This is a genomic window from Microbacterium sp. NPDC079356 (assembly GCF_049545465.1).
In the GTDB taxonomy this organism is placed as follows: Bacteria; Actinomycetota; Actinomycetes; order Actinomycetales; family Microbacteriaceae; genus Microbacterium; species Microbacterium gawkjiense.
The window spans coordinates 698,220-716,130 of sequence record NZ_JBMWDN010000002.1 but is presented as its reverse complement, the minus strand read 5'-3'; the positions used below and the strand labels follow the sequence as shown (position 1 = coordinate 716,130).

At 70.6% G+C, this 17,911-nt stretch carries 18 protein-coding genes; 7 read left to right on the top strand and 11 right to left on the bottom strand.

Annotation, left to right across the window (positions count from 1 at the left end; genetic code table 11):
• The first annotated feature begins 7 nt into the window (after positions 1-7).
• Together iolG and ACPEH0_RS08160 are read left to right on the top strand one after the other, a co-directional pair.
• Positions 8-1,018 carry an inositol 2-dehydrogenase gene (gene iolG, locus ACPEH0_RS08165; RefSeq protein WP_217529129.1) on the top strand — a complete coding sequence of 337 codons (1,011 nt, stop codon included), beginning with the start codon at positions 8-10 and terminating at the stop codon, positions 1,016-1,018.
• 6 nt (positions 1,019-1,024) lie between these two features.
• A complete protein-coding gene (locus tag ACPEH0_RS08160) occupies positions 1,025-1,798 on the top strand; it encodes a TIM barrel protein (protein WP_366213482.1) in 774 nt (257 codons plus the stop codon).
• A gap of 70 nt (positions 1,799-1,868) precedes the next feature.
• Here ACPEH0_RS08160 and ACPEH0_RS08155 read toward each other — a convergent pair whose 3' ends face one another.
• Positions 1,869-3,038 carry a Gfo/Idh/MocA family protein gene (locus ACPEH0_RS08155; protein ID WP_366213483.1) on the bottom strand — a complete coding sequence of 390 codons (1,170 nt, stop codon included), beginning with the start codon at positions 3,036-3,038 and terminating at the stop codon, positions 1,869-1,871.
• A 279-nt stretch (positions 3,039-3,317) separates the two neighbouring features.
• Here ACPEH0_RS08155 and ACPEH0_RS08150 point away from each other — a divergent pair, with 279 nt between their 5' ends.
• The 3 genes from ACPEH0_RS08150 to ACPEH0_RS08140 all read left to right on the top strand — a co-directional run bounded on the left by ACPEH0_RS08150 (position 3,318) and on the right by ACPEH0_RS08140 (position 6,260).
• Entirely contained in the window at positions 3,318-4,286 is a 969-nt protein-coding gene (locus ACPEH0_RS08150) for a sugar ABC transporter substrate-binding protein (RefSeq protein WP_366213484.1), read from the top strand.
• A 70-nt stretch (positions 4,287-4,356) separates the two neighbouring features.
• Entirely contained in the window at positions 4,357-5,400 is a 1,044-nt protein-coding gene (locus ACPEH0_RS08145; RefSeq protein ID WP_366213485.1) for an ABC transporter permease, read from the top strand.
• On the top strand, positions 5,397-6,260 hold the full coding sequence (locus ACPEH0_RS08140; protein WP_366213486.1) for an ATP-binding cassette domain-containing protein: 864 nt from the start codon (positions 5,397-5,399) through the stop codon (positions 6,258-6,260). Before ACPEH0_RS08145 ends, ACPEH0_RS08140 begins: the two co-directional genes overlap by 4 nt.
• Before the next feature lie 83 nt (positions 6,261-6,343).
• On the opposite strand, the gene ACPEH0_RS08135 is transcribed toward ACPEH0_RS08140, so the two are convergent.
• From ACPEH0_RS08135 to ACPEH0_RS08090, 10 genes are all read right to left on the bottom strand, one after another.
• A complete protein-coding gene (locus ACPEH0_RS08135) occupies positions 6,344-7,588 on the bottom strand; it encodes a saccharopine dehydrogenase family protein (RefSeq protein ID WP_366213488.1) in 1,245 nt (414 codons plus the stop codon).
• 19 nt (positions 7,589-7,607) lie between these two features.
• Positions 7,608-9,152: an APC family permease gene (locus ACPEH0_RS08130; protein ID WP_366213489.1), complete on the bottom strand. Its 1,545-nt coding sequence runs from the start codon at positions 9,150-9,152 to the stop codon at positions 7,608-7,610.
• A gap of 125 nt (positions 9,153-9,277) precedes the next feature.
• Positions 9,278-9,529, bottom strand: a complete 252-nt coding sequence (locus tag ACPEH0_RS08125) for a hypothetical protein (protein WP_366213490.1) — start codon at positions 9,527-9,529, stop codon at positions 9,278-9,280.
• Positions 9,526-9,828 carry an ECF transporter S component gene (locus ACPEH0_RS08120; protein WP_366213491.1) on the bottom strand — a complete coding sequence of 101 codons (303 nt, stop codon included), beginning with the start codon at positions 9,826-9,828 and terminating at the stop codon, positions 9,526-9,528. Before ACPEH0_RS08120 ends, ACPEH0_RS08125 begins: the two co-directional genes overlap by 4 nt.
• A 1-nt stretch (position 9,829) precedes the next feature.
• Positions 9,830-10,666 carry a siderophore-interacting protein gene (locus ACPEH0_RS08115; protein ID WP_366213492.1) on the bottom strand — a complete coding sequence of 279 codons (837 nt, stop codon included), beginning with the start codon at positions 10,664-10,666 and terminating at the stop codon, positions 9,830-9,832.
• Positions 10,667-10,687: 21 nt separating this feature from the next.
• Positions 10,688-11,491, bottom strand: coding sequence for an energy-coupling factor transporter transmembrane component T family protein (locus ACPEH0_RS08110; protein WP_366213493.1), 804 nt, complete (start codon positions 11,489-11,491; stop codon positions 10,688-10,690).
• Complete coding sequence (locus ACPEH0_RS08105) at positions 11,488-13,275, bottom strand: ABC transporter ATP-binding protein (protein ID WP_423719437.1); 1,788 nt, start codon at positions 13,273-13,275, stop codon at positions 11,488-11,490. Before ACPEH0_RS08105 ends, ACPEH0_RS08110 begins: the two co-directional genes overlap by 4 nt.
• Before the next feature lie 36 nt (positions 13,276-13,311).
• Positions 13,312-13,863 carry an ECF transporter S component gene (locus ACPEH0_RS08100; protein WP_217529954.1) on the bottom strand — a complete coding sequence of 184 codons (552 nt, stop codon included), beginning with the start codon at positions 13,861-13,863 and terminating at the stop codon, positions 13,312-13,314.
• A 45-nt stretch (positions 13,864-13,908) separates the two neighbouring features.
• Positions 13,909-14,880: a pirin family protein gene (locus ACPEH0_RS08095; protein WP_366213495.1), complete on the bottom strand. Its 972-nt coding sequence runs from the start codon at positions 14,878-14,880 to the stop codon at positions 13,909-13,911.
• Positions 14,881-14,884: 4 nt separating this feature from the next.
• On the bottom strand, positions 14,885-15,193 hold the full coding sequence (locus ACPEH0_RS08090; protein WP_217529952.1) for a GNAT family N-acetyltransferase: 309 nt from the start codon (positions 15,191-15,193) through the stop codon (positions 14,885-14,887).
• Positions 15,194-15,388: 195 nt separating this feature from the next.
• On the opposite strand from ACPEH0_RS08090, the gene ACPEH0_RS08085 reads away from it, so the two are divergent.
• Positions 15,389-17,650, top strand: a complete 2,262-nt coding sequence (locus ACPEH0_RS08085) for a carbon starvation CstA family protein (RefSeq protein ID WP_366213497.1) — start codon at positions 15,389-15,391, stop codon at positions 17,648-17,650.
• Between the two features lie 13 nt (positions 17,651-17,663).
• Positions 17,664-17,900 (top strand): YbdD/YjiX family protein, encoded by a 237-nt coding sequence (locus ACPEH0_RS08080; RefSeq protein ID WP_254631873.1) that lies wholly within the window; start codon positions 17,664-17,666, stop codon positions 17,898-17,900.
• Positions 17,901-17,911: the final 11 nt, after the last annotated feature.

Genomic DNA, 17,911 nt, shown 5'->3' with positions numbered 1-17,911 from the left:
GAAACACATGACCGCCACCCCCGTCCGCTTCGGACTCTTCGGCACCGGCCGCATCGGCCAGGTGCACGCCGCGAGCATCGCCGCGTCGCCTGACGCCGTACTGTCGTGGATCGCCGACCCCTTCATCGCCGGGGCGGAGCGCCTGTCCGCCCACTACGGCGGCAGGATCACGACCGACCCCGCCGAGGTGTTCGCCTCGGGCGAGGTCGACGCGGTGCTCGTCGCCTCGCCGACGCCGACGCACGTCGACCTGATCCGCGCGGCGGTCGAGGCGGGGGTGCCCGTCCTGTGCGAGAAGCCCATCGACCTCGACATCGCGCGCGTCGAGGCGCTGCGGCCGGTGGTCGCCGCGTCCGACGTCCCGGTCGCCCTGGGCTTCAACCGTCGGTTCGACCCCGGATTCCACGCCGCCCGCACGCGCGTCGTCGCCGGTGAGATCGGCCGGCTCGAGCAGCTGACGATCATCAGTCGCGACCCTGCGGCGCCGCCGGCGGAGTACATCGCCGTCTCGGGCGGCATCTTCCGCGACATGACGATCCACGACTTCGACATGGCGCGCTTCTTCCTGCCCGACATCGTCGAGGTGACGGCCTTCGGCAGCACGACGTTCGACGACGGTGCGCGCCAGCACGGCGACTTCGACACGACGACCGCCATCCTCAGGGCCGCATCCGGCGCGCTGGTCACGATCGTCAACTCGCGCCACAGCTCGGTCGGGTACGACCAGCGCATCGAGGCGTTCGGGAGTGAGGGCGTGCTCGAGGTCGCGAACCAGGGGACGAGTCTCGTGCGACTCTCCAACGCCGACGGCGTCGAGCAGGGCGCCCCGTTCGAGTCGTCCATGTTCGCGCGGTACGAGCCCGCGTATCGGGCCGAGCTCGCGGAGTTCATCTCCCTCCTCCGCGGGGGCGTGTCCGCGAGCCCGACATTCGACGACGGCCGCGCCGCGCTGCTGTTGGCGGATGCCGCGCAGCGCTCGGCGACCGAGGGCGTCACCGTCCGCGTCGATCTGGACTGATCGGCGATGGCGTATCGTCTGGCCGCGTCGGCCGAGATGCTCTTCATCGACCGGCCGTTCGTGGAGCGCGTCGAACGCATCCGCGATCGGGGTTTCGAGGTCGAGATCTGGGACTGGAGCACGAAGGACCTCACCGCGCTCGCGCGGACCGGAGCGACGTTCTCGTCGATGACCGGGTACCTCCGCGGCGATCTCACCACTCCCGAGGGCATCTCGGAGCTGCTGCGCACGGCAGAGGAGTCGCTTCGCGCGGCCGAGGTGATCGACGCACCGCGCCTGAACCTCCACGGCACGGGACTCGACCCGCAGGGTCTCCCCGTCGTGCCGCGGACCGAGGTGTCGGGCGCGGACTGGATCACCGCGGCCGACACGCTCGCGCGCGTCGCTGAGCTCGGCCGGCGCGCGGACCGCGTGTTCACGCTGGAGAACCTCAATCTGGCGGTCGACCACCCCGGCGTCCCGTTCGCGCGGGCAGCCGACACCCTGACCCTCGTGCAGGCCGTGGACAGCCCCGGCATCCGGTTGAATCTCGACCTCTATCACGCCCAGATCGGCGAGGGGAACCTCATCGAGCTCGTTCGGACGGCACTGCCCTGGATCGGCGAGATCCAGGTCGCTGACGTCCCCGGCAGATACGAGCCCGGAACGGGCGAGATCCGCTACGAGGCGATCGCCGCGACGCTGCAGGAGCTCGACTACACCGGCATCGTGGGGCTGGAGGCCTGGGCCTCGTCCGATCCGGAACAGGCGCTCGACGCCTTCCGGGCAGCGTTCGCCTGACGCAGCGCCGCAGCGAGGTCACGAGAGAGGGGGAGGCCCGTTCGTACCTCCCCCTCTCTCGTGCTCGGACTCAGCGGCCGGAGCGGACCTCCGGCACCGCCTCCCAGCGACCCGACTCGGCACTGCGGAGCGAGGCGTCGACGATCTCCGCCGCCGACCAGCCGTCGGCTGCGGACGGTGCGAGCTGCTCGCCCGACGCGACCGATCGGAGGAACAGCTGCGCCTCGATCGTCTTCAGGTCATCGAAGCCCATCGACGTGCCGGCGCCCGGCTGGAAATGCGGGAAGTCGCCGAAGTCCGGTCCGGCCATGATGGTCCGGTAACCGGATGCGTCGTCGGCGAGCTGCAACTCATTCAGACGCGCGAAGCTCCACCGCAGCGATCCGGAGGTGCCGTACACCTCGAGGTCGTACTCCGCGCGCGGCCCCACTGCCACGCGGCTGGACTCGAAAACGCCGACCGCGCCCGACGCGAAGCGCGCCAGCACGGCGGCGTAGTCCTCGTTCTCGACGGCGCCCTTCGGCGCGTCTGCCGAACCGCGGCTGAAGTGACTGGCGGCCCCGGAGGCGGGCAGCGGACGCTCGGCGATGAAGATGCCGGTCATGGCGGTGACCTCGCGGACGGGACCCACGAGGTGCTGGGCGAGATCGGCGCCGTGCGAGAGCAGGTCGCCCAGGACGCCGGACCCCGCCTTCGCTTTCGCGAACCGCCACGTGAGCGCCCCGGCGGGGTCGGAGGAGTAGTCCGCGTAGAGGCTCACGCGGACGTTCGTGACCCGCCCGATCGCGCCGCCCGCGATAAGCTCCCTCGCCTTCGCGACCGCGGGGGCGTGCCGGTAGTTGAAGCCCACGCCGGTGACGACGCCGGCCTGGGATGCCGCCTCGGCGATCTCGCGGGATTCCTCCGCGCTGCGCCCCATCGGCTTCTCGATCCAGAAGGGCTTGCCCGCCGCTGCGGCGGCGACCGCGATCTCGCGGTGCAGGTGATTGGGCGAGCAGATCGAGACAACGTCGATCTCGGGGTCGGCGAGCACCTCGCGGTAGTCGCTCACCGACCGGGCGAACCCGAGGGCGTCGGTCGCGTGTGCGCGCCCGGCCTCGTCGGGGTCCGCGGCGCTCACGAGGCGAGGACGCACGGGCAGGTCCGGGTAGTGGTGGACCGCCGCGAGATACGAGCGGGAATGCAGCCTGCCCATCCAGCCCAGGGAGATGACTCCGACACCGATGTCGCGTGCGTTCACGTGCTGTCCTTCACTTCCGTTCTCGGCGGCCGCATCACCGCATCCCAATCGTAATACGAAATTGACAGTATGTGAGGACAAACCCTTGACACTGGCCTCGTCGCCGTTTCACAATGCAGTCGACACCGAAGTCGTGCCCCGCCCGAGTCAACGCAGATCGTCCGGGAACGCGGTTCGGGTCCTCGCACGTGGGAGTCGGAAATCCTCGATGGTCCGTGCGACGTCAGTGCAGCAGAAGCTCCGGCGCTGGGTCGGAAGCGGGCAAGAGAGGGATACACAATGAAGCGCATCTTTTCCGGGCTCGGCCTCATCGCCGCTGCCGGGCTGCTCCTCACGGCATGCTCGGGCACGGGCCAGGAGCAGCCGAGCGGAGCCGCGGAGGCATCGTCCGATCTGACGTATGCGGTCGTCACGCACGCAGGTCCCGGCGACGCGTTCTGGGACCGCGTGAAGTCGGGTGCCGAGAAGGCGGGTTCGGACTACGGCGTCACGGTGACGTACAACTCCGACCCCGACCCGGCGAAGCAGTCGCAGCTCATCGACAACGCGGTGGCGCAAGAGGTCGACGGCATCGTGGTGTCGATGGCCAACCCCGACGGCGTGAAGTCCAGCGTCGAGGCCGCCGTGTCCGCCGGCATCCCCGTCGTCACCATCAACTCGGGCATCGAGCGGTCGGCGGAATTCGGTGCCATCACGCACATCGGCCAGTCGGAGACGGTCGCCGGCGAAGCCGTCGGTGACCGTCTCAGCGAGGCCGGCCTCACCAAGGCCCTCTGCGTCATCCAGGAGGCGGGCAACGTCGGCCTGGAGGAGCGGTGCTCCTCGGCGGCATCCACGTTCTCCGGGTCGATGGAGAACCTGCAGGTCGACGGCACGAACGACGCCGAGGTCAAGGCGACCATCAAGTCGAAGCTGCAGGCCGACCCGTCCATCGACGGCATCCTGACTCTGGGTGGGCAGTACGCGATCGATGCCGTCGGCGCCGTCGAAGAGGCCGGCAGCGCTGCCAAGATCGGCACGTTCGACCTCTCGGAGGACGTCGTGAAGGCCGTGGAAGACGACAAGGTCCTCTTCGCGGTCGACCAGCAGCCGTACGTCCAGGGCTTCCTCGGAGTGACCGCCCTCTACCTCGACAGCACGAACGGCAACATCATCGGCGGTGGTCAGCCCGTCTACTCGGGCCCGGCCTTCGTAACCAAGGAGAACGCCGCGCAGGTCGCGGAGTTCGCCGCCAACGGGACCCGCTGATCCCCGTCAGCCCCTCGGTCTGCGGAGGCGCCTCGCGCGCCTCCGCAGACCCTGACAGAAAGAACCCCACGTGACCACCACAGACATCGTCACCGTGGCGACACGTCCGCGTCTCGAGCGACAGCCGATCCGCCGACTGCTCGCCCGCCCCGAGGTCGGCGCCCTTGTGGCCGCCCTCGCGGTCATGATCTTCTTCACCCTCTACACGCCGCGCTTCATGTCCTTCTCCGGGGCGGGCGTCTGGCTCGAGTCCGCCTCGACCTTCGGCATCATGGCCGTCGCCGTTGCACTGCTCATGATCGGCGGCGAGTTCGACCTCTCGGCCGGTGTCATGACCGGATTCACCGCCCTCATCGTCGGGGTGCTCACCACGTCCTACGGCCTCAACATCTGGGTGGCCGTCCTCGTGTCGCTCGCCGCGGCCCTCGCCGTCGGCGCCCTCAACGGCATCCTCGTCATGCGGACCGGCCTGCCGAGCTTCATCGTCACCCTCGGCACCTTCTTCGTCCTCGCGGGCATCGACCTCGCCGTGACGAAGCTGATCACGGGTCAGGTGGCCATCCAGGGGATGACGAGCGTCCCCTTCTACGACACCATCCAGCCCGTCTTCGGGTCCTCGGTCCAGATCGCCGGCGGCACCTTCTACGTCTCGGTCCTCTGGTGGTTCGTCGCCACCGCCGTCGCGACCTGGGTGCTGCTGCGCACGCGCGCCGGCAACTGGATCTTCGCCGTCGGCGGCGCCTCGAATTCGGCCCGTCAGGTCGGCGTCCCGGTCTTCCGCACCAAGGTCGGTCTGTTCATGACGACCGCCGGTGCCGGCTGGCTGGTCGGCATGATCTCGCTGTTCCGCACCTCGACGGTGCAGGCGAACACCGGCGTCGGACAGGAGTTCATCTACATCATCTGCGCCGTCGTCGGCGGGTGCCTGCTCACCGGCGGATTCGGCTCGGCCATTGGGGCCGCGCTCGGCGCCCTCATCTACGGCATGGTCTTCCAGGGCATCACCTTCGCCCAGTGGGACACGAACTGGCTCCGGACCTTCCTCGGTGTGATGCTGCTGCTGGCGGTCCTCCTCAATCACATCGTCCGTCTGCGAGCAGGAGGTGGGCGATGACCAGCCAGAAGACCATCATCGAGGTCGACGGCGTCGGCAAGCGCTACGGGGCGGTCAACGCGCTCCACGGCGTCTCCACGGTCGTCGCGGCCGGGCAGGTCACGTGCGTCCTCGGCGACAACGGCGCCGGCAAGTCGACATTCATCAAGATGCTCGCGGGAGCGCACACGCCGAGCGAGGGACGCATCCTGCTCGACGGCGAACCCGTCACGTTCTCGTCTCCGCGGGCCGCGCTGGATGCCGGCATCGCCACCGTGTACCAGGACCTCGCGGTGGTCCCGCTCATGCCGGTCTGGCGCAACTTCTTCCTCGGCTCCGAGCTGACGAAGGGCTTCGGCCCGGTCCGGCGGCTGGACGTCGCCGAGATGAAGCGCGTCACCTACACCGAGCTCGCCAACATGGGCATCGACCTCCGCGATGTGGACCAGCCGATCGGCACCCTGTCGGGCGGCGAGCGGCAGTGCGTCGCGATCGCGCGCGCCGTCTACTTCGGCGCGCGTGTGCTGATCCTCGACGAGCCGACCGCCGCCCTCGGCGTCAAGCAGTCGGGGGTCGTCCTGCGCTACATCGCACGGGCGCGCGACCGTGGACTGGGCGTCGTGTTCATCACCCACAACCCGCACCACGCGTATCCGGTGGGTGACCGGTTCCTCCTGCTGAACCGCGGGGGGAGCCTCGGCAACTTCGAGAAGAGCGAGATCACCCTGGGCGAGCTCACGAGCCTCATGGCGGGGGGCGCCGAGTTGGAGTCCCTCGCGCACGAGCTCGAGCGCGAACTGGGCGCCGATGCGCCGTTGGCGAAGGAGATCGGTCGGGAAGCGGCATCCGCCCCCGTCGACGTGGCCGCGAAGAAGCCCTGACCGCACGCCCCGAGGTCCCGATCGGGCCGGAAACCATGCGACGTTTCCCGGCCGGATCGGGACCTCGACGTGTGACCCGCGGCTCAGGCCTCGGGCGCGACCGGATGCGGCTGCTCCCGCATGCCCCACGGCGAGCCGTAGCCCTCGGGCTTCGGAGCGGCGAGCAGCTCGAGGAACGGCTTGGCGTCGAACGCCTCGGGACCGAGCACGCCCGTGCCCGACCAGGTACCGCGGGCGAGCAGTTCGAGCGCGATGACGGGGTTGATCGCCGTCTGCCAGACGACGGCCTGCGAGTTGTCCTCGCGCATCGTCTGCTCGTTGTCGGCCACGTGGTACAGGTACGTCGAGCGGGGCTTCCCGTCCTTGCCGGTGCCGGTCACCCACACGCCCGCGCAGGTCTTGCCGCTCATCTTGTCGCCGATCGTGGCGGGGTCGGGCAGGGCCGCCGCGACGACGTCGCGCGGTGAGACCTGCACACCCTTCACCGACAGCGGCTCGGTCTTGTCGAGGCCGAGCTTGTTCAGCACCCGCAGCACCTCGATGAACTCGTCACCGAGGCCGTACTTGAACGTGACGCGCTTTGCTTTGGTCCACCGCGGCATGAGGAGCACTTCCTCGTGCTCGACGTTGACGCACTCGACCGGACCGATGCCGTCGGGGAAGTCGAACACCTCGGGCTCGCTGAACGGCTCGGTGACGTACCAGCCCTTGCCCTCCTCGTAGACGACCGGCGGGTTCAGGCACTCCTCGATCGTCGTCCAGATCGAGAACGACGGCGCGAAGTCGTACCCGGCGACGACGAGGTTCGCCCCGTCGCGCACGCCCAGCTCGTCGATCTCGTCGAACAGCTCGTCCTCCGCGTAGCGGGCGAACACGTCCGACAGGCCCGGCTCGACGCCGATCCCGACGAGCGCCAGGCGCCCGGCATCCTTCCACTCCTGCTCCTTGGCGAACTGCGCGTCGCCGAGCTTGACGCCCACTTCCTCATAGGGGCGTTCCGGATGCCGCTGCGACAGGCTCATCGCCATGTCGAGGTACGTCGCGCCGGCCGCGAAGGCGCCGTCGAAGATCGGCATGACGAACCGCGGGTCGACCGCGTTCAGCACATGGGTGGCGGAGTGCTCGCGGATCAGGGATGCCACGGACTCGGCGCTCGAGGCATCCACCTGCGCCGCGGCGAACCGCTCGTCGCCGAGTTCCGCCACGAGCGCTTCGGGGCGGGCCGGGTCGTAGTCGGCGATGACGACGGCCTCGAAGAAGTCGCGGCGGCGGAGGATGCGGGCGGCGGCACTGCCGACGCCGCCGGCGCCGATGATGAGGATGCGCATGCGGGGTCCTTCCGGGCGGTCAGATGCCGCCGTCGATGGAGCGGGGGAGGGTGCTCGTGTCGTCGGGGACGAGCACGGGGGTCTCGCGGTTGAGGCTCTCGCCGCGGAAGAACCGCTTCGAGCGCGGGAAGAGGAACCACACGAGCATGAGCACGACGCCGAGGCCGAGCGCGCCGATGCCGACGACGAAGGTCGATCCGACGCCGAGCAGCGTGCCCGAGTAGCCGTAATCGGGGTTCAGCATGTCGATCGCCGACTGGAGGAAGGCGTAGGTCAGCAGGAGCGCGCCGACGAGGGGGAACACGCCCTTGAACCAGGTGTCGCGCGCGGAACGGAACAGGTCCTTGCGGAAGTACCAGACGCAGGCGTACCCGGTGATGGCGTAGTAGAACGCGATCGCGAGGCCGAGCGAGAGGATCGTGTCCTGCAGGATCGCGTCGCTGAGCGAGGTCATGACGACGTAGTAGACGCTCGCCACGGTGCCCATGACGAGGGTCGAGAACGAGGGCGTCTTGTAGCGGGGGTGGACGTCCTTGAACTTCGCCGGGAGGGCGCGGTACACGCCCATCGCGAGCGTGCCGCGCGCCGTCGGGAGGATCGTCGTCTGCGTCGACGAGACCGCCGAGATGAGGACGGCGACCACGAGCAGCCAGCCCCACGGGCCGAGCAGCCCGTCCTTGATCGCGAGGAAGAAGTCGTCGGCGTTGTCGACGTTGCCGAGGCCCGTGCCGTCCTCGCCGATGCCGGCGTACATCATCGCCGCGATCGTGACCGAGACGTAGGTGACCAGCAGCAGCACGCAGGTGAGGAGGGCGGCGAGGCCCGGGATGCGCTTGGGGTCCTTCGTCTCCTCGTTGAGGGCGAGGCAGGTGTCCCACCCCCAGTAGATGAAGATCGCGAGCAGGATCGCCTCGACGAACCCGCCCCACTCCCCGAAGGCGAACGGGTTCAGCCACTGCCAGTCGAACGGGGTCGGGTTCGGGGCCGAGCCAGAGAAGAACTGGGTGAGCGCCGCGATCACGAAGACGATGAGGGCGAGGTACTGGATGCCGAGCAGCACGTTCTGGATGCGCTCGCCGATCTCGACGCCGCGCCACGACACGTACGTCATCGCGGCGATGAAGGCGACCGCGACGAGGACGATCCGCCAGTCGTTCGGTTCCTCGAACTCCTGGCCGAGGAGGGCCCAGAAGTAGATCGAGGCGACCTGCGCGAGGTTCGCCAGCACGATCATGCCCGCGATCGCGACGCCCCAGCCGCCCATCCAGCCCACCCATGGGCCGAACGCCTTCGTCCCCCACGTGAACGTCGTGCCGCAGTCGGGCACGTCGTTGTTGAGCTCGCGGTAGGCGAAGGCGATGAGCAGCATCGGGATGAAGGCGATCACGAACGCGATCGGCGCCTGACCCCCGACGGCGAGGACGACGTAGCCGAGCGTCGCGACGAGCGAGTACACCGGCGCGGTCGAGGCGAGGCCGATGACGGTCGAGCCCCACAGGCCCAGGGTGCCGCGCGCGAGGCCCTTGCCGTCCGGACGGGTCAGATGCACAGGCGTCGTGGTCACGCCGACCTCCTCAGGGAAAGCGATCCGCCTTCCCGCGGCCGGGTACCCGGGCGGCACCGTCGCCGTCCTGAGCGGGAAGTGGCCTCACCCTAGCACCGGCGTTCCACGCCGCACGAGACCCGGTGTCAGGCCGCGTGCGGCGCCGCGCGCCGGGCCAGACGGGCGACACCGGCGGCCGCCAGCCGGTCGGCGATGACGATCCCGCCCCACGTGGCGACGAGGCAGCTCACCGTGCACAGGACGAAGAAGGCGACCAGCACCGGGAACGCCATGGCCCACAGGTCGAACGACTGCGCCGCGAGGATCGGGTAGGCGACACCCGCGACGCCGGCGCCGGCGTAGTGCAGCCACCGCGACCAGCGGCGGTAGATCGTCACGAAGAAGGGCAGCTCCGGGAAGAAGGCCCAGAACAGCGTCGTCGCGATCGCGCCGGCGGTGAGAACGGCGTGAGCACGAGCCCCGACACCAGCCCCACGAGCAGACCCGCGAACGGCCGGCGGATGAGGCGGAGCGCGATGACCGCCGGCATCATCCACAGCCCGGCGATCGCGACCGACGCGAACGGCACGGTCGCGAACAGCGCCGTCGAGAGCCGCCAGGCGAACGCCAGCATCACACCGCCGGCCACCCCGATCGCCGCGCATGTCATCAGGTACGCGGTCGACACCTTGCCCATGTCAGCGTCCCACCTTCTCCTTCGCCGGCGTCCTGCGCCAGTAGCCGATGAAACTGATCGCGGACTTGTCGACCCCCAGCGCGACGAGGTGGCGCCGCGCGGACGTCGGCAGGCTCTGCTCGCCCACGATGAAGTGATGTGCGCCGGATGCCGCCGGCCGCCGCACGAGCTCTGCGAGGGCGGCCGTGCCGGGTGCCGCGTCGGCGTCGCGCACGAGCCAGGACACCTCGACGCCCGCCGGTGCGTCCAGGGGGAGGACGTCGTCGGCGGTCGGGGCCTCGAGGATCGCGACGCCCGTCGCGGTCGAGGGCAGCGACGCGAGGACCCCCGCGACGGCGGGCACGCCGGTCTCGTCGGCCACGAGCACCACCTGGTCGACACCGCGCTCGGGGTCGAACCCGAGCCCTTCGTCGAGGATGACGACGCTCTCGCCGGGCTGCGCCCGCTCCGCCCAGCCCGAGGCGGGGCCCGCGTCGTCGCCGTGCCCGTGCAGCACGAAGTCGACGTCGATCTCGGCACCGGCATCCGCCGTCGCGGCCCGGTAGGCGCGCACGGTGTAGTTGCGCATGACGGGCCGTTCGCCCTCAGGGATCCGGAGATGGCGCAGATAGCCGAGGAGGGTGTTCGCCTTCGCGGGGATGCGCTCGAGGCCCGCCTCGCCGCCGATGGGCAGGAAGAGGCGGAACCACTGGTCGAAGCCGCGCGCGGTGAACCGGTCGACGTCGCCGCCGCCGAGCGTGACGCGCATCCAGTGCGGTGCGAGCCGCTCGGTGCGCAGCACGCGCAGGTGCAGCAGCTCTTGGTGTGCGGGCTTCACGAGAGCACTGGCGCGGGCCATCGGCATCCTTCCATCGCGGGGTCACATGCCCCAGGGGAACAGCGCGGTCAGGATCGCGGCGGACGCGACCCAGAAGACGAGCGCGAACACCGTGTCGCGCGCCCGCCACGGCAGCAGGTACCGCTCGGTGCGGTCGCGGTGGGCGCCGAACGCGCGGGCGTCCATCGCGAGCGCCACCCGCTCGGCGTGCCGGATCGCGCCGGCCAGCAGCGGCACGACGTAGCCTGCCCAGCGGGCGATCGCGGCGAACGGTCCGCGCCCGCCGTGTGCGCCGCGCACCCGGTGCGCCTGCCGGATCACCTCGAGCTCGTACCCGAACCGCGGCACGAACCGGATCGCCGCGAGCGCGGCGTAGCCGATGCGGTACGGCACACGCAGCTGCTGCACGGTCGCGCGGACGAGGTCGGGGCCCGTGGTCGTGAGCCCCGCGATGAGCCCGAGCGCGAGGATCGCCGCGAGGCGCGCCCCCGTCGCGAGCCCGACCTCGACGGCGCCGGAGTAGAGGGTCCAGGATCCGACCGAGAGGATCGGCGCGGTGCCGTCGACGAGATCCCGGTCGACCCACAGTCCCAGCGACAGACCGATCACGGACGCTCCGATCGGGATGCCGAGAAGCAGCAGCGCCGCGACCCGCACCGACACGCGAGTGCCGGTGAGGATCACGAGGTACGCGAGGGTGAGAAAGACGAGCGGGGTGACCAGATCGCGTGAGAAGACGAGGGCCACCATCGCCGGCAGGGGAGCCGCGAGCTTGGCGAGCGGGCCGATGCGGCCGAGCAGACCCCGGGCGGGGGCGCCGGTGTACGGATCGGCGACGGCGGTCACGACGCGCCTCCGCTCAGGGCGCGCAGCGACGTCACGCCGGCGAGTCCGGGATGCCGCGTCACGCCCCGCAGCGCCTCCTGCAGCGCCGGGCGGCGCAGACCGCTCTCGCGCAGCAGCGTCTCGTCGGCGAACACGTCGGCGGTGGCGGCATCCGCTCGGATCCGGCCGTCGCGGACGACGACCGTGCGATGCGCGTACTCGGCGACCAGCTGCATGTCGTGCGTGACGACGACGATCGTCGTACCCGTCTCGTTGAGGTCGCGCAGCAGCCGCAGCAGCTCGTCGGCGCGGGCGCGGTCCTGCCCGAACGTCGGCTCGTCGAGGGCGAGGATCGGGGCTCCCGCGATGAGCGCCGTCCCGACCGAGAGGCGCCGCTTCTGGCCGCCCGACAGCAGGAACGGGTGCACGTCGGCCTTGCCCTCGAGGCCGAAGCGCTCGAGCATCGCGGTGGTGCGCGCGCGGATCTCGGCGTCGTCGAGCCCGCGTCCGCGCAGGCCGTGAGCGAGCTCGTCGAAGACCGTGTGCGCGATGAACTGGTGCTCGGGGTTCTGGAAGACGAAGCCGATCCGGCGCGACAACTCGCGCAGGCCGGTGCGCGACGCGTCGACCCCGTCGACGCGCACCGTGCCGCGCGGCGGCGGGATGACCCCCGCCATCGCCTGCACGAGCGTGGTCTTGCCCGCGCCGTTCGCTCCCACGACGGCGACGAACTCGCCCGCCCGCACCGTCAGATCGACGCCGTGCAGCACGGTGCGCCGCCCGCGCCGGAGGGTGAGCCCGCGCACCTCGACCGCCGGGTGTGCCGAATGCAGGTCAGGACGCGGTCGAGGGCGTCGTTCGACCCTCCCGGGTGCCGAATCACCTGCACTCGGAACCGGCGCCTCCGCCGCCTCGAGCGCCTCCGTCAGCTCCGCAGGGGTCAGCGGCGTGCGGGGGAGGTCCCACCCGTCCCGCCGCAGGGCGAGGGCGGCCATCGTCGAGACCGGCAGCCAGACGCCGATCGCCTCGAGCTCCTCGGCGCGGCCCCGCAGCACCGCGTCGACGGGGCCGTCGGCGACCGTGCGGCCCTCCGCGTCGAGCACGACGACGCGGTCGGTGAGGCCGACGGCGGCGTCGAGGTTGTGCTCGACCAGCAGGATCGAGCGACCCTCGGCGGCGACCGCGCGCAGCGCGTCGTAGACGTCCTCGATCCCGGCCGGGTCGAGGTTCGCGGTGGGTTCGTCGAGGACCAGCAGCTCCGACCCCATCGCCAGCGCGCACGCGATCGCCAAGCGCTGCTTGCCGCCGCCGGACAGCCGGTCCGGGTTCTCGCCGCGGCGCTCCCACAGTCCGACCTGGCGCAGTGCGGCTTCGGTGCGCGCGAGGACGTCGGCCACCGGCATCCGCAGGTTCTCGGGACCGAAGGCGACGTCGTCGAAGACCGTGCCGGTGATCAGCTGCGCGTCGGGGTCCTGGAACACCATGCCGACGTGCGCCGCGAGCTGTGCGACGGGCGTCGTGGCCGCGGCGCGCCCCCGCACGGCGACCTCGCCGGTGAGGGTCGCCGGCACCGCCTGCGGGATCAGGCCGTTGGTCGCGAGGGCGAGGGTGGACTTGCCCGAACCGCTGGGTCCCAGCAGCAGGACGACCTCGCCGGGGGCGATGTCGAACGTGACGGATGCCGGGATCGCGGCATCCGCTCCCTCGTGGGTGATCGCGACTGCACGCACGCGCAGCAGCGGCGTGGGCGGCCGGTCGTCGCGGGGCGCCTGCGCCGTGGTGGGATCGGAGGCGGCAGGGCTCACGGACGGTCCAAACGAGGAGGGCGGGTCGGCCTTAGCTTAGCCTGACCTAACTCCTCGCGCCACGCCCGCGCGGCGCAGGCTCTCGCCCACGCCGAGGCCGGCCGCCGTCCACACGACCGGACCGGCGAGCGCGATGACGAGGTAGGCGATCTGCGCCCACGCCGGGAGCTTTCCGAGGTTCGCCGCGAAGAACACGACGACGGCGACGAGGACCCCGATGACGAGAGCGGCGGCGAAGAAGCGCCACGCCCCCCACGAGCGGTACCGCGTGAGGGCGGCGACGCCCTCCTGGATCGCGCCGAACAGCAGCGCCGTGCCGAGGAACCGACCGATCCACGCCGGGTTGACGGCGCTCGCGACGAGCGCCGCGAGCACGTGCGTCGTCAGGGCGACCAGCGGCAGACGGAACACCTGCTGCGCGATGATCCCCGGCAGCACGTGCGACCCGAGCACGAGGCCGTAGGCCCAGGGGGCTGCGGCGATGACGACCGGGGTGATGGCTCCGGCGACGCCGCCGAGCAGGCCCGTCGCCACTCCAAGCGCGGCGCAGACGAGCAGCACGCGCGTCGAGAGGAGTGTGCGGGTCACGGATTCAAGGCTATCCGCGCCCGAGAGGGCCCCGGCCGTGCAAAATCAGGCGCGACGACGCCGCTTCGTCAGTCGGACGGTGGGCAGCGGCGGGGCCGGGATGCGCTCGTCGCCGTGGGTGACGACGTGCCCGAAGCGGGGCGTGTCCGCCTCCCACTCCTCACGCGCGGCGACGATCTCCTCGTGGCTGCGCCCGACGAAGTTCCACCACATGACGATGTCGCTCTCGAACGGTTTGCCGCCGAGCAGGAACACCGTGACGTCGGTGGGCGCGCCGATCTCGATCCGCTCGCGCCCGACGCCGAGGTAGAGCAGGTCGTTGTCGCCGAGGGCGACGGGCTCGTCGGCGGAGTGCACGAGCGGCGCACCGTCGACCCCGACGATCGCGTGCTCCCACGCGGGGTTCAGCGGGATCCGGATGCGAGCACCGGCCGGGATGAAGACCTCCGCGCCGACGATGGGCGTGTACATGGTGGCGGGGGAGCGGATGCCGGCGAGCTCGCCGACCACGACGACGGCCGCCGCGCCCTCGCCGAGTTCGACGATCGGCAGATCGGTGTGCCGCTCGAAGTCCGGCCCGCCGTGCCGGCGCGACTCGGGCAGGGCCACCCAGAGCTGGAGCGCGTCGGTGACGGACGGCTCGTCGCCCATCGAGTACTCGGAGTGCGCGATGCCGGCGCCGCTCGTCATGATGTTCAGCTGTCCGCGCTTGATGACGACGTCGGAGCCGATCGTGTCGCGGTGCCGCGTCTCGCCCGCGAAGGGCCACGTCACCGTCTGCAGCCCGATGTGCGGGTGCGGTTCGACCCGCATCGTCGTGACCTGCGGCCCGAACCGGTCGAGGAAGCACCAAGCGCCCACCATCGGCAGCTCGCGCTGCGGCAGCGCGCGGTGCACCTGCATGCCCCGCACCCCGCCGAGGGGCACCTCGCGCGAGGTCAGCAGGACGGAACGCGGGCCGTCGCAGGATGCCGGGGCGTCGACGGTTTCGGTGGGATCGGCGTCGAGGCGGGTCATCCGGTCACTCCGCGTCGGGTGAGACGACGGTGAGGCCGGGAACGTCGTTGCTCTCGAGGTACCCGGCGACGAACGGGCACGTCGGGACGACCTCGGCGTCGCGTCGCGCGAGGTCGGCGAGCGCCTCGGAGACGAGGATCTTGCCGAGACCCTGGCCCTTGTAGGCGGGGTCGACCTTGGTGTGGGGCATGACCGTGCGACCGGCGTCGTCGGTCGTGATGAGCGTGTACCCGGCGACCGCGCCGTCGACGTGGATCTCGTAGCGGTTCTTCTCGTCGTTGCGCGTGACCGTCGGTGCGGCGTCGTGTGCCACGGGGACCCCCTCTGTCGTGTGGGTCAACCGTATGCGGCCCGTGCGTCTTCCCGCCAGGACCCCACGCCTCCGCCCGTGCCGTTCGTCGCGCCGGTCGCGCCGCTCGTCGCAGCGGCACCCGTCCGAGCGGGGAGGCGCGGCATCCCTCTTCTTACCCTGTCGTGTACGCAAAGACGCGCCCTGAAGGAGTCGCCCATGTCTGCACCGTCGCGCCGTGGCAAGGCCGCCACGCTCGAACCCGATCCCTCCCTTCCCCCCGTCGCCCTCACCGAGGAGCAGAAGACCAAGGACGGCCGCTGGACGCCGCTGAAGATCGTCGTCTGGGCGCTCATCGCCCTCGCCGGCGGTCTCGGCTGGACGATGCTCGCCATCGTCCGCGGTGAGACCGTCAACGCGATCTGGTTCGTGTTCGCGGCCGTCGCCACCTATCTCATCGGCTACCGCTTCTACTCGAAGGTCATCGAGAAGCACCTGCTGCGGCCCGACGACCGTCGCGCCACGCCCGCCGAGGTCAAGCAGGACGGCAAGGACTACGTCCCGACCGACCGCCGTGTGCTCTACGGCCACCACTTCGCCGCCATCGCCGGCGCGGGCCCGCTCGTCGGTCCCGTCCTCGCGGCGCAGATGGGCTTCCTCCCCGGCACGATCTGGATCATCGTGGGTGTCGTCCTCGCCGGCGCCGTGCAGGACTACACCGTGCTCTTCTTCTCGATGCGCCGCGGCGGTCGCACCATCGGCCAGATGGCCCGTCAGGAGCTCGGCCGCATCGGCGGCACCGCAGCGATCATCGCGTCGCTGCTGATCATGCTGATCATCGTCGCGATCCTCGCCCTCGTCGTCGTCAACGCGCTCGGCGAGAGCCCGTGGGGTGTCTTCTCGGTCTCGATGACGATCCCGATCGCCCTGTTCATGGGGCTGTACCTGCGGTACCTCCGCCCCGGCAAGGTCACCGAGGTCTCGATCATCGGCTTCGTCCTCCTGATCGCCGCGATCGTCGCCGGTGGCTGGGTCGCCGAGACGGCGTGGGGACAGGAGTTCCTGCAGCTCGACCGCACCGTCATCGCGTGGGGCATCATCATCTACGGCTTCATCGCCGCGGTCCTCCCGGTCTGGCTGCTGCTCGCCCCGCGCGACTACCTGTCGACCTTCATGAAGATCGGCGTCATCGTGATGCTCGCCGGCGCCATCGTGCTCGTGCGCCCCGAGATCACCGTGCCGGCGGTCACCGACTTCGCGCTCGAGGGCACCGGGCCGGTGTTCGCCGGACCCCTCTTCCCCTTCCTCTTCGTGACGATCGCGTGCGGTGCCCTCTCGGGCTTCCACGCGCTCATCTCGTCGGGGACGACGCCGAAGCTCGTCGAGAAGGAGCGCCAGACGCGCTTCATCGGCTACGGCGGCATGATCATGGAGTCCTTCGTCGCGATCATGGCCCTCGTCGCCGCGATCTCGATCGACCAGGGCATCTACTATGCGATGAACGCGTCGGCTGCGGCCACGCAGGGCACCGTGGAGGGTGCGGTCGCGTTCGTGAACTCGCTCGGCATCACCGGGGTGAACCTCACGCCCGAGATGCTCACGAGCACGGCGGCCGCGGTGGGCGAGGAGTCGATCGTCTCCCGCACCGGTGGTGCGCCGACCCTCGCGCTCGGCCTCGCGCACATCATGCAGCAGGCCCTCGGCGGCCCCGCGATGATGGCGTTCTGGTACCACTTCGCGATCATGTTCGAGGCGCTGTTCATCCTCACGGCGGTGGATGCCGGTACCCGCGTCGCGCGCTTCATGCTGCAGGACTCGATCGGCCACTGGGTCCCCAAGTTCCGCGACGTCTCGTGGCGTCCGGGCGTGTGGATCACGACGGCGATCATGGTCGCCGGCTGGGGAGCGATCCTCATCCTCGGCGTCACCGACCCGCTCGGCGGCATCAACACGTTCTTCCCGCTGTTCGGCATCGCCAACCAGCTGCTCGCCGCGATCGCGCTCGCCGTGGTGCTCGCGATCATCGCCAAGCGCGGCCCGTCGTTCGTGAAGTGGCTGTGGATCGTCGCCCTGCCGCTCGCGTTCGCCGCGGTCGTGACCATCACCGCGTCGGCCTACAAGATCTTCTCGCCCAACCCGGCGATCGGATACTGGTCGAACCACTTCCGCTACCGCGACGCGCTCGCCGCCGGCGACACGACCCTCGGCACCCCCGAGGTCATGGGCGCCGTCATCCGCAACACCTTCGTGCAGGGCACCCTGTCGATCGTGTTCGTGACCCTCGCGATCATCGTGATCATCGCCGCGGTGGCGGTCACGATCACCGCGATCCGCCGCGGCGGCGGCGAGAACCACGAGGACGAGCCGGTGCCCTCGCGCCGCTTCGCCCCGGCCGGCTTCATCGCCACTCCGTCCGAGCGCGAGCTCGACAAGCAGTGGGAGCCGATCCTCGCCGACGAGCGCGCGGCGAACCGGCACTGAGAGGGCCCCGGAAATGAGTACTCGGACGGATGCCGCGGTCTCGCCGATGCGAGCGATGCTCGACCTGATCGTGCGGGCGGGCCGCGGCATCCGCTGGTACACGACCACCCTCATGGGCGACACGGCCTACGCGACCTACGTCGCGCACCACCGGCGCGTGCACCCCGGGGAGGAACCGATGACCGAGCGGCAGTTCTGGCGTCAGAAGATGGACGACCAGGACCGCAACCCGGGCGCCCGCTGCTGCTGACGCCCGCGATC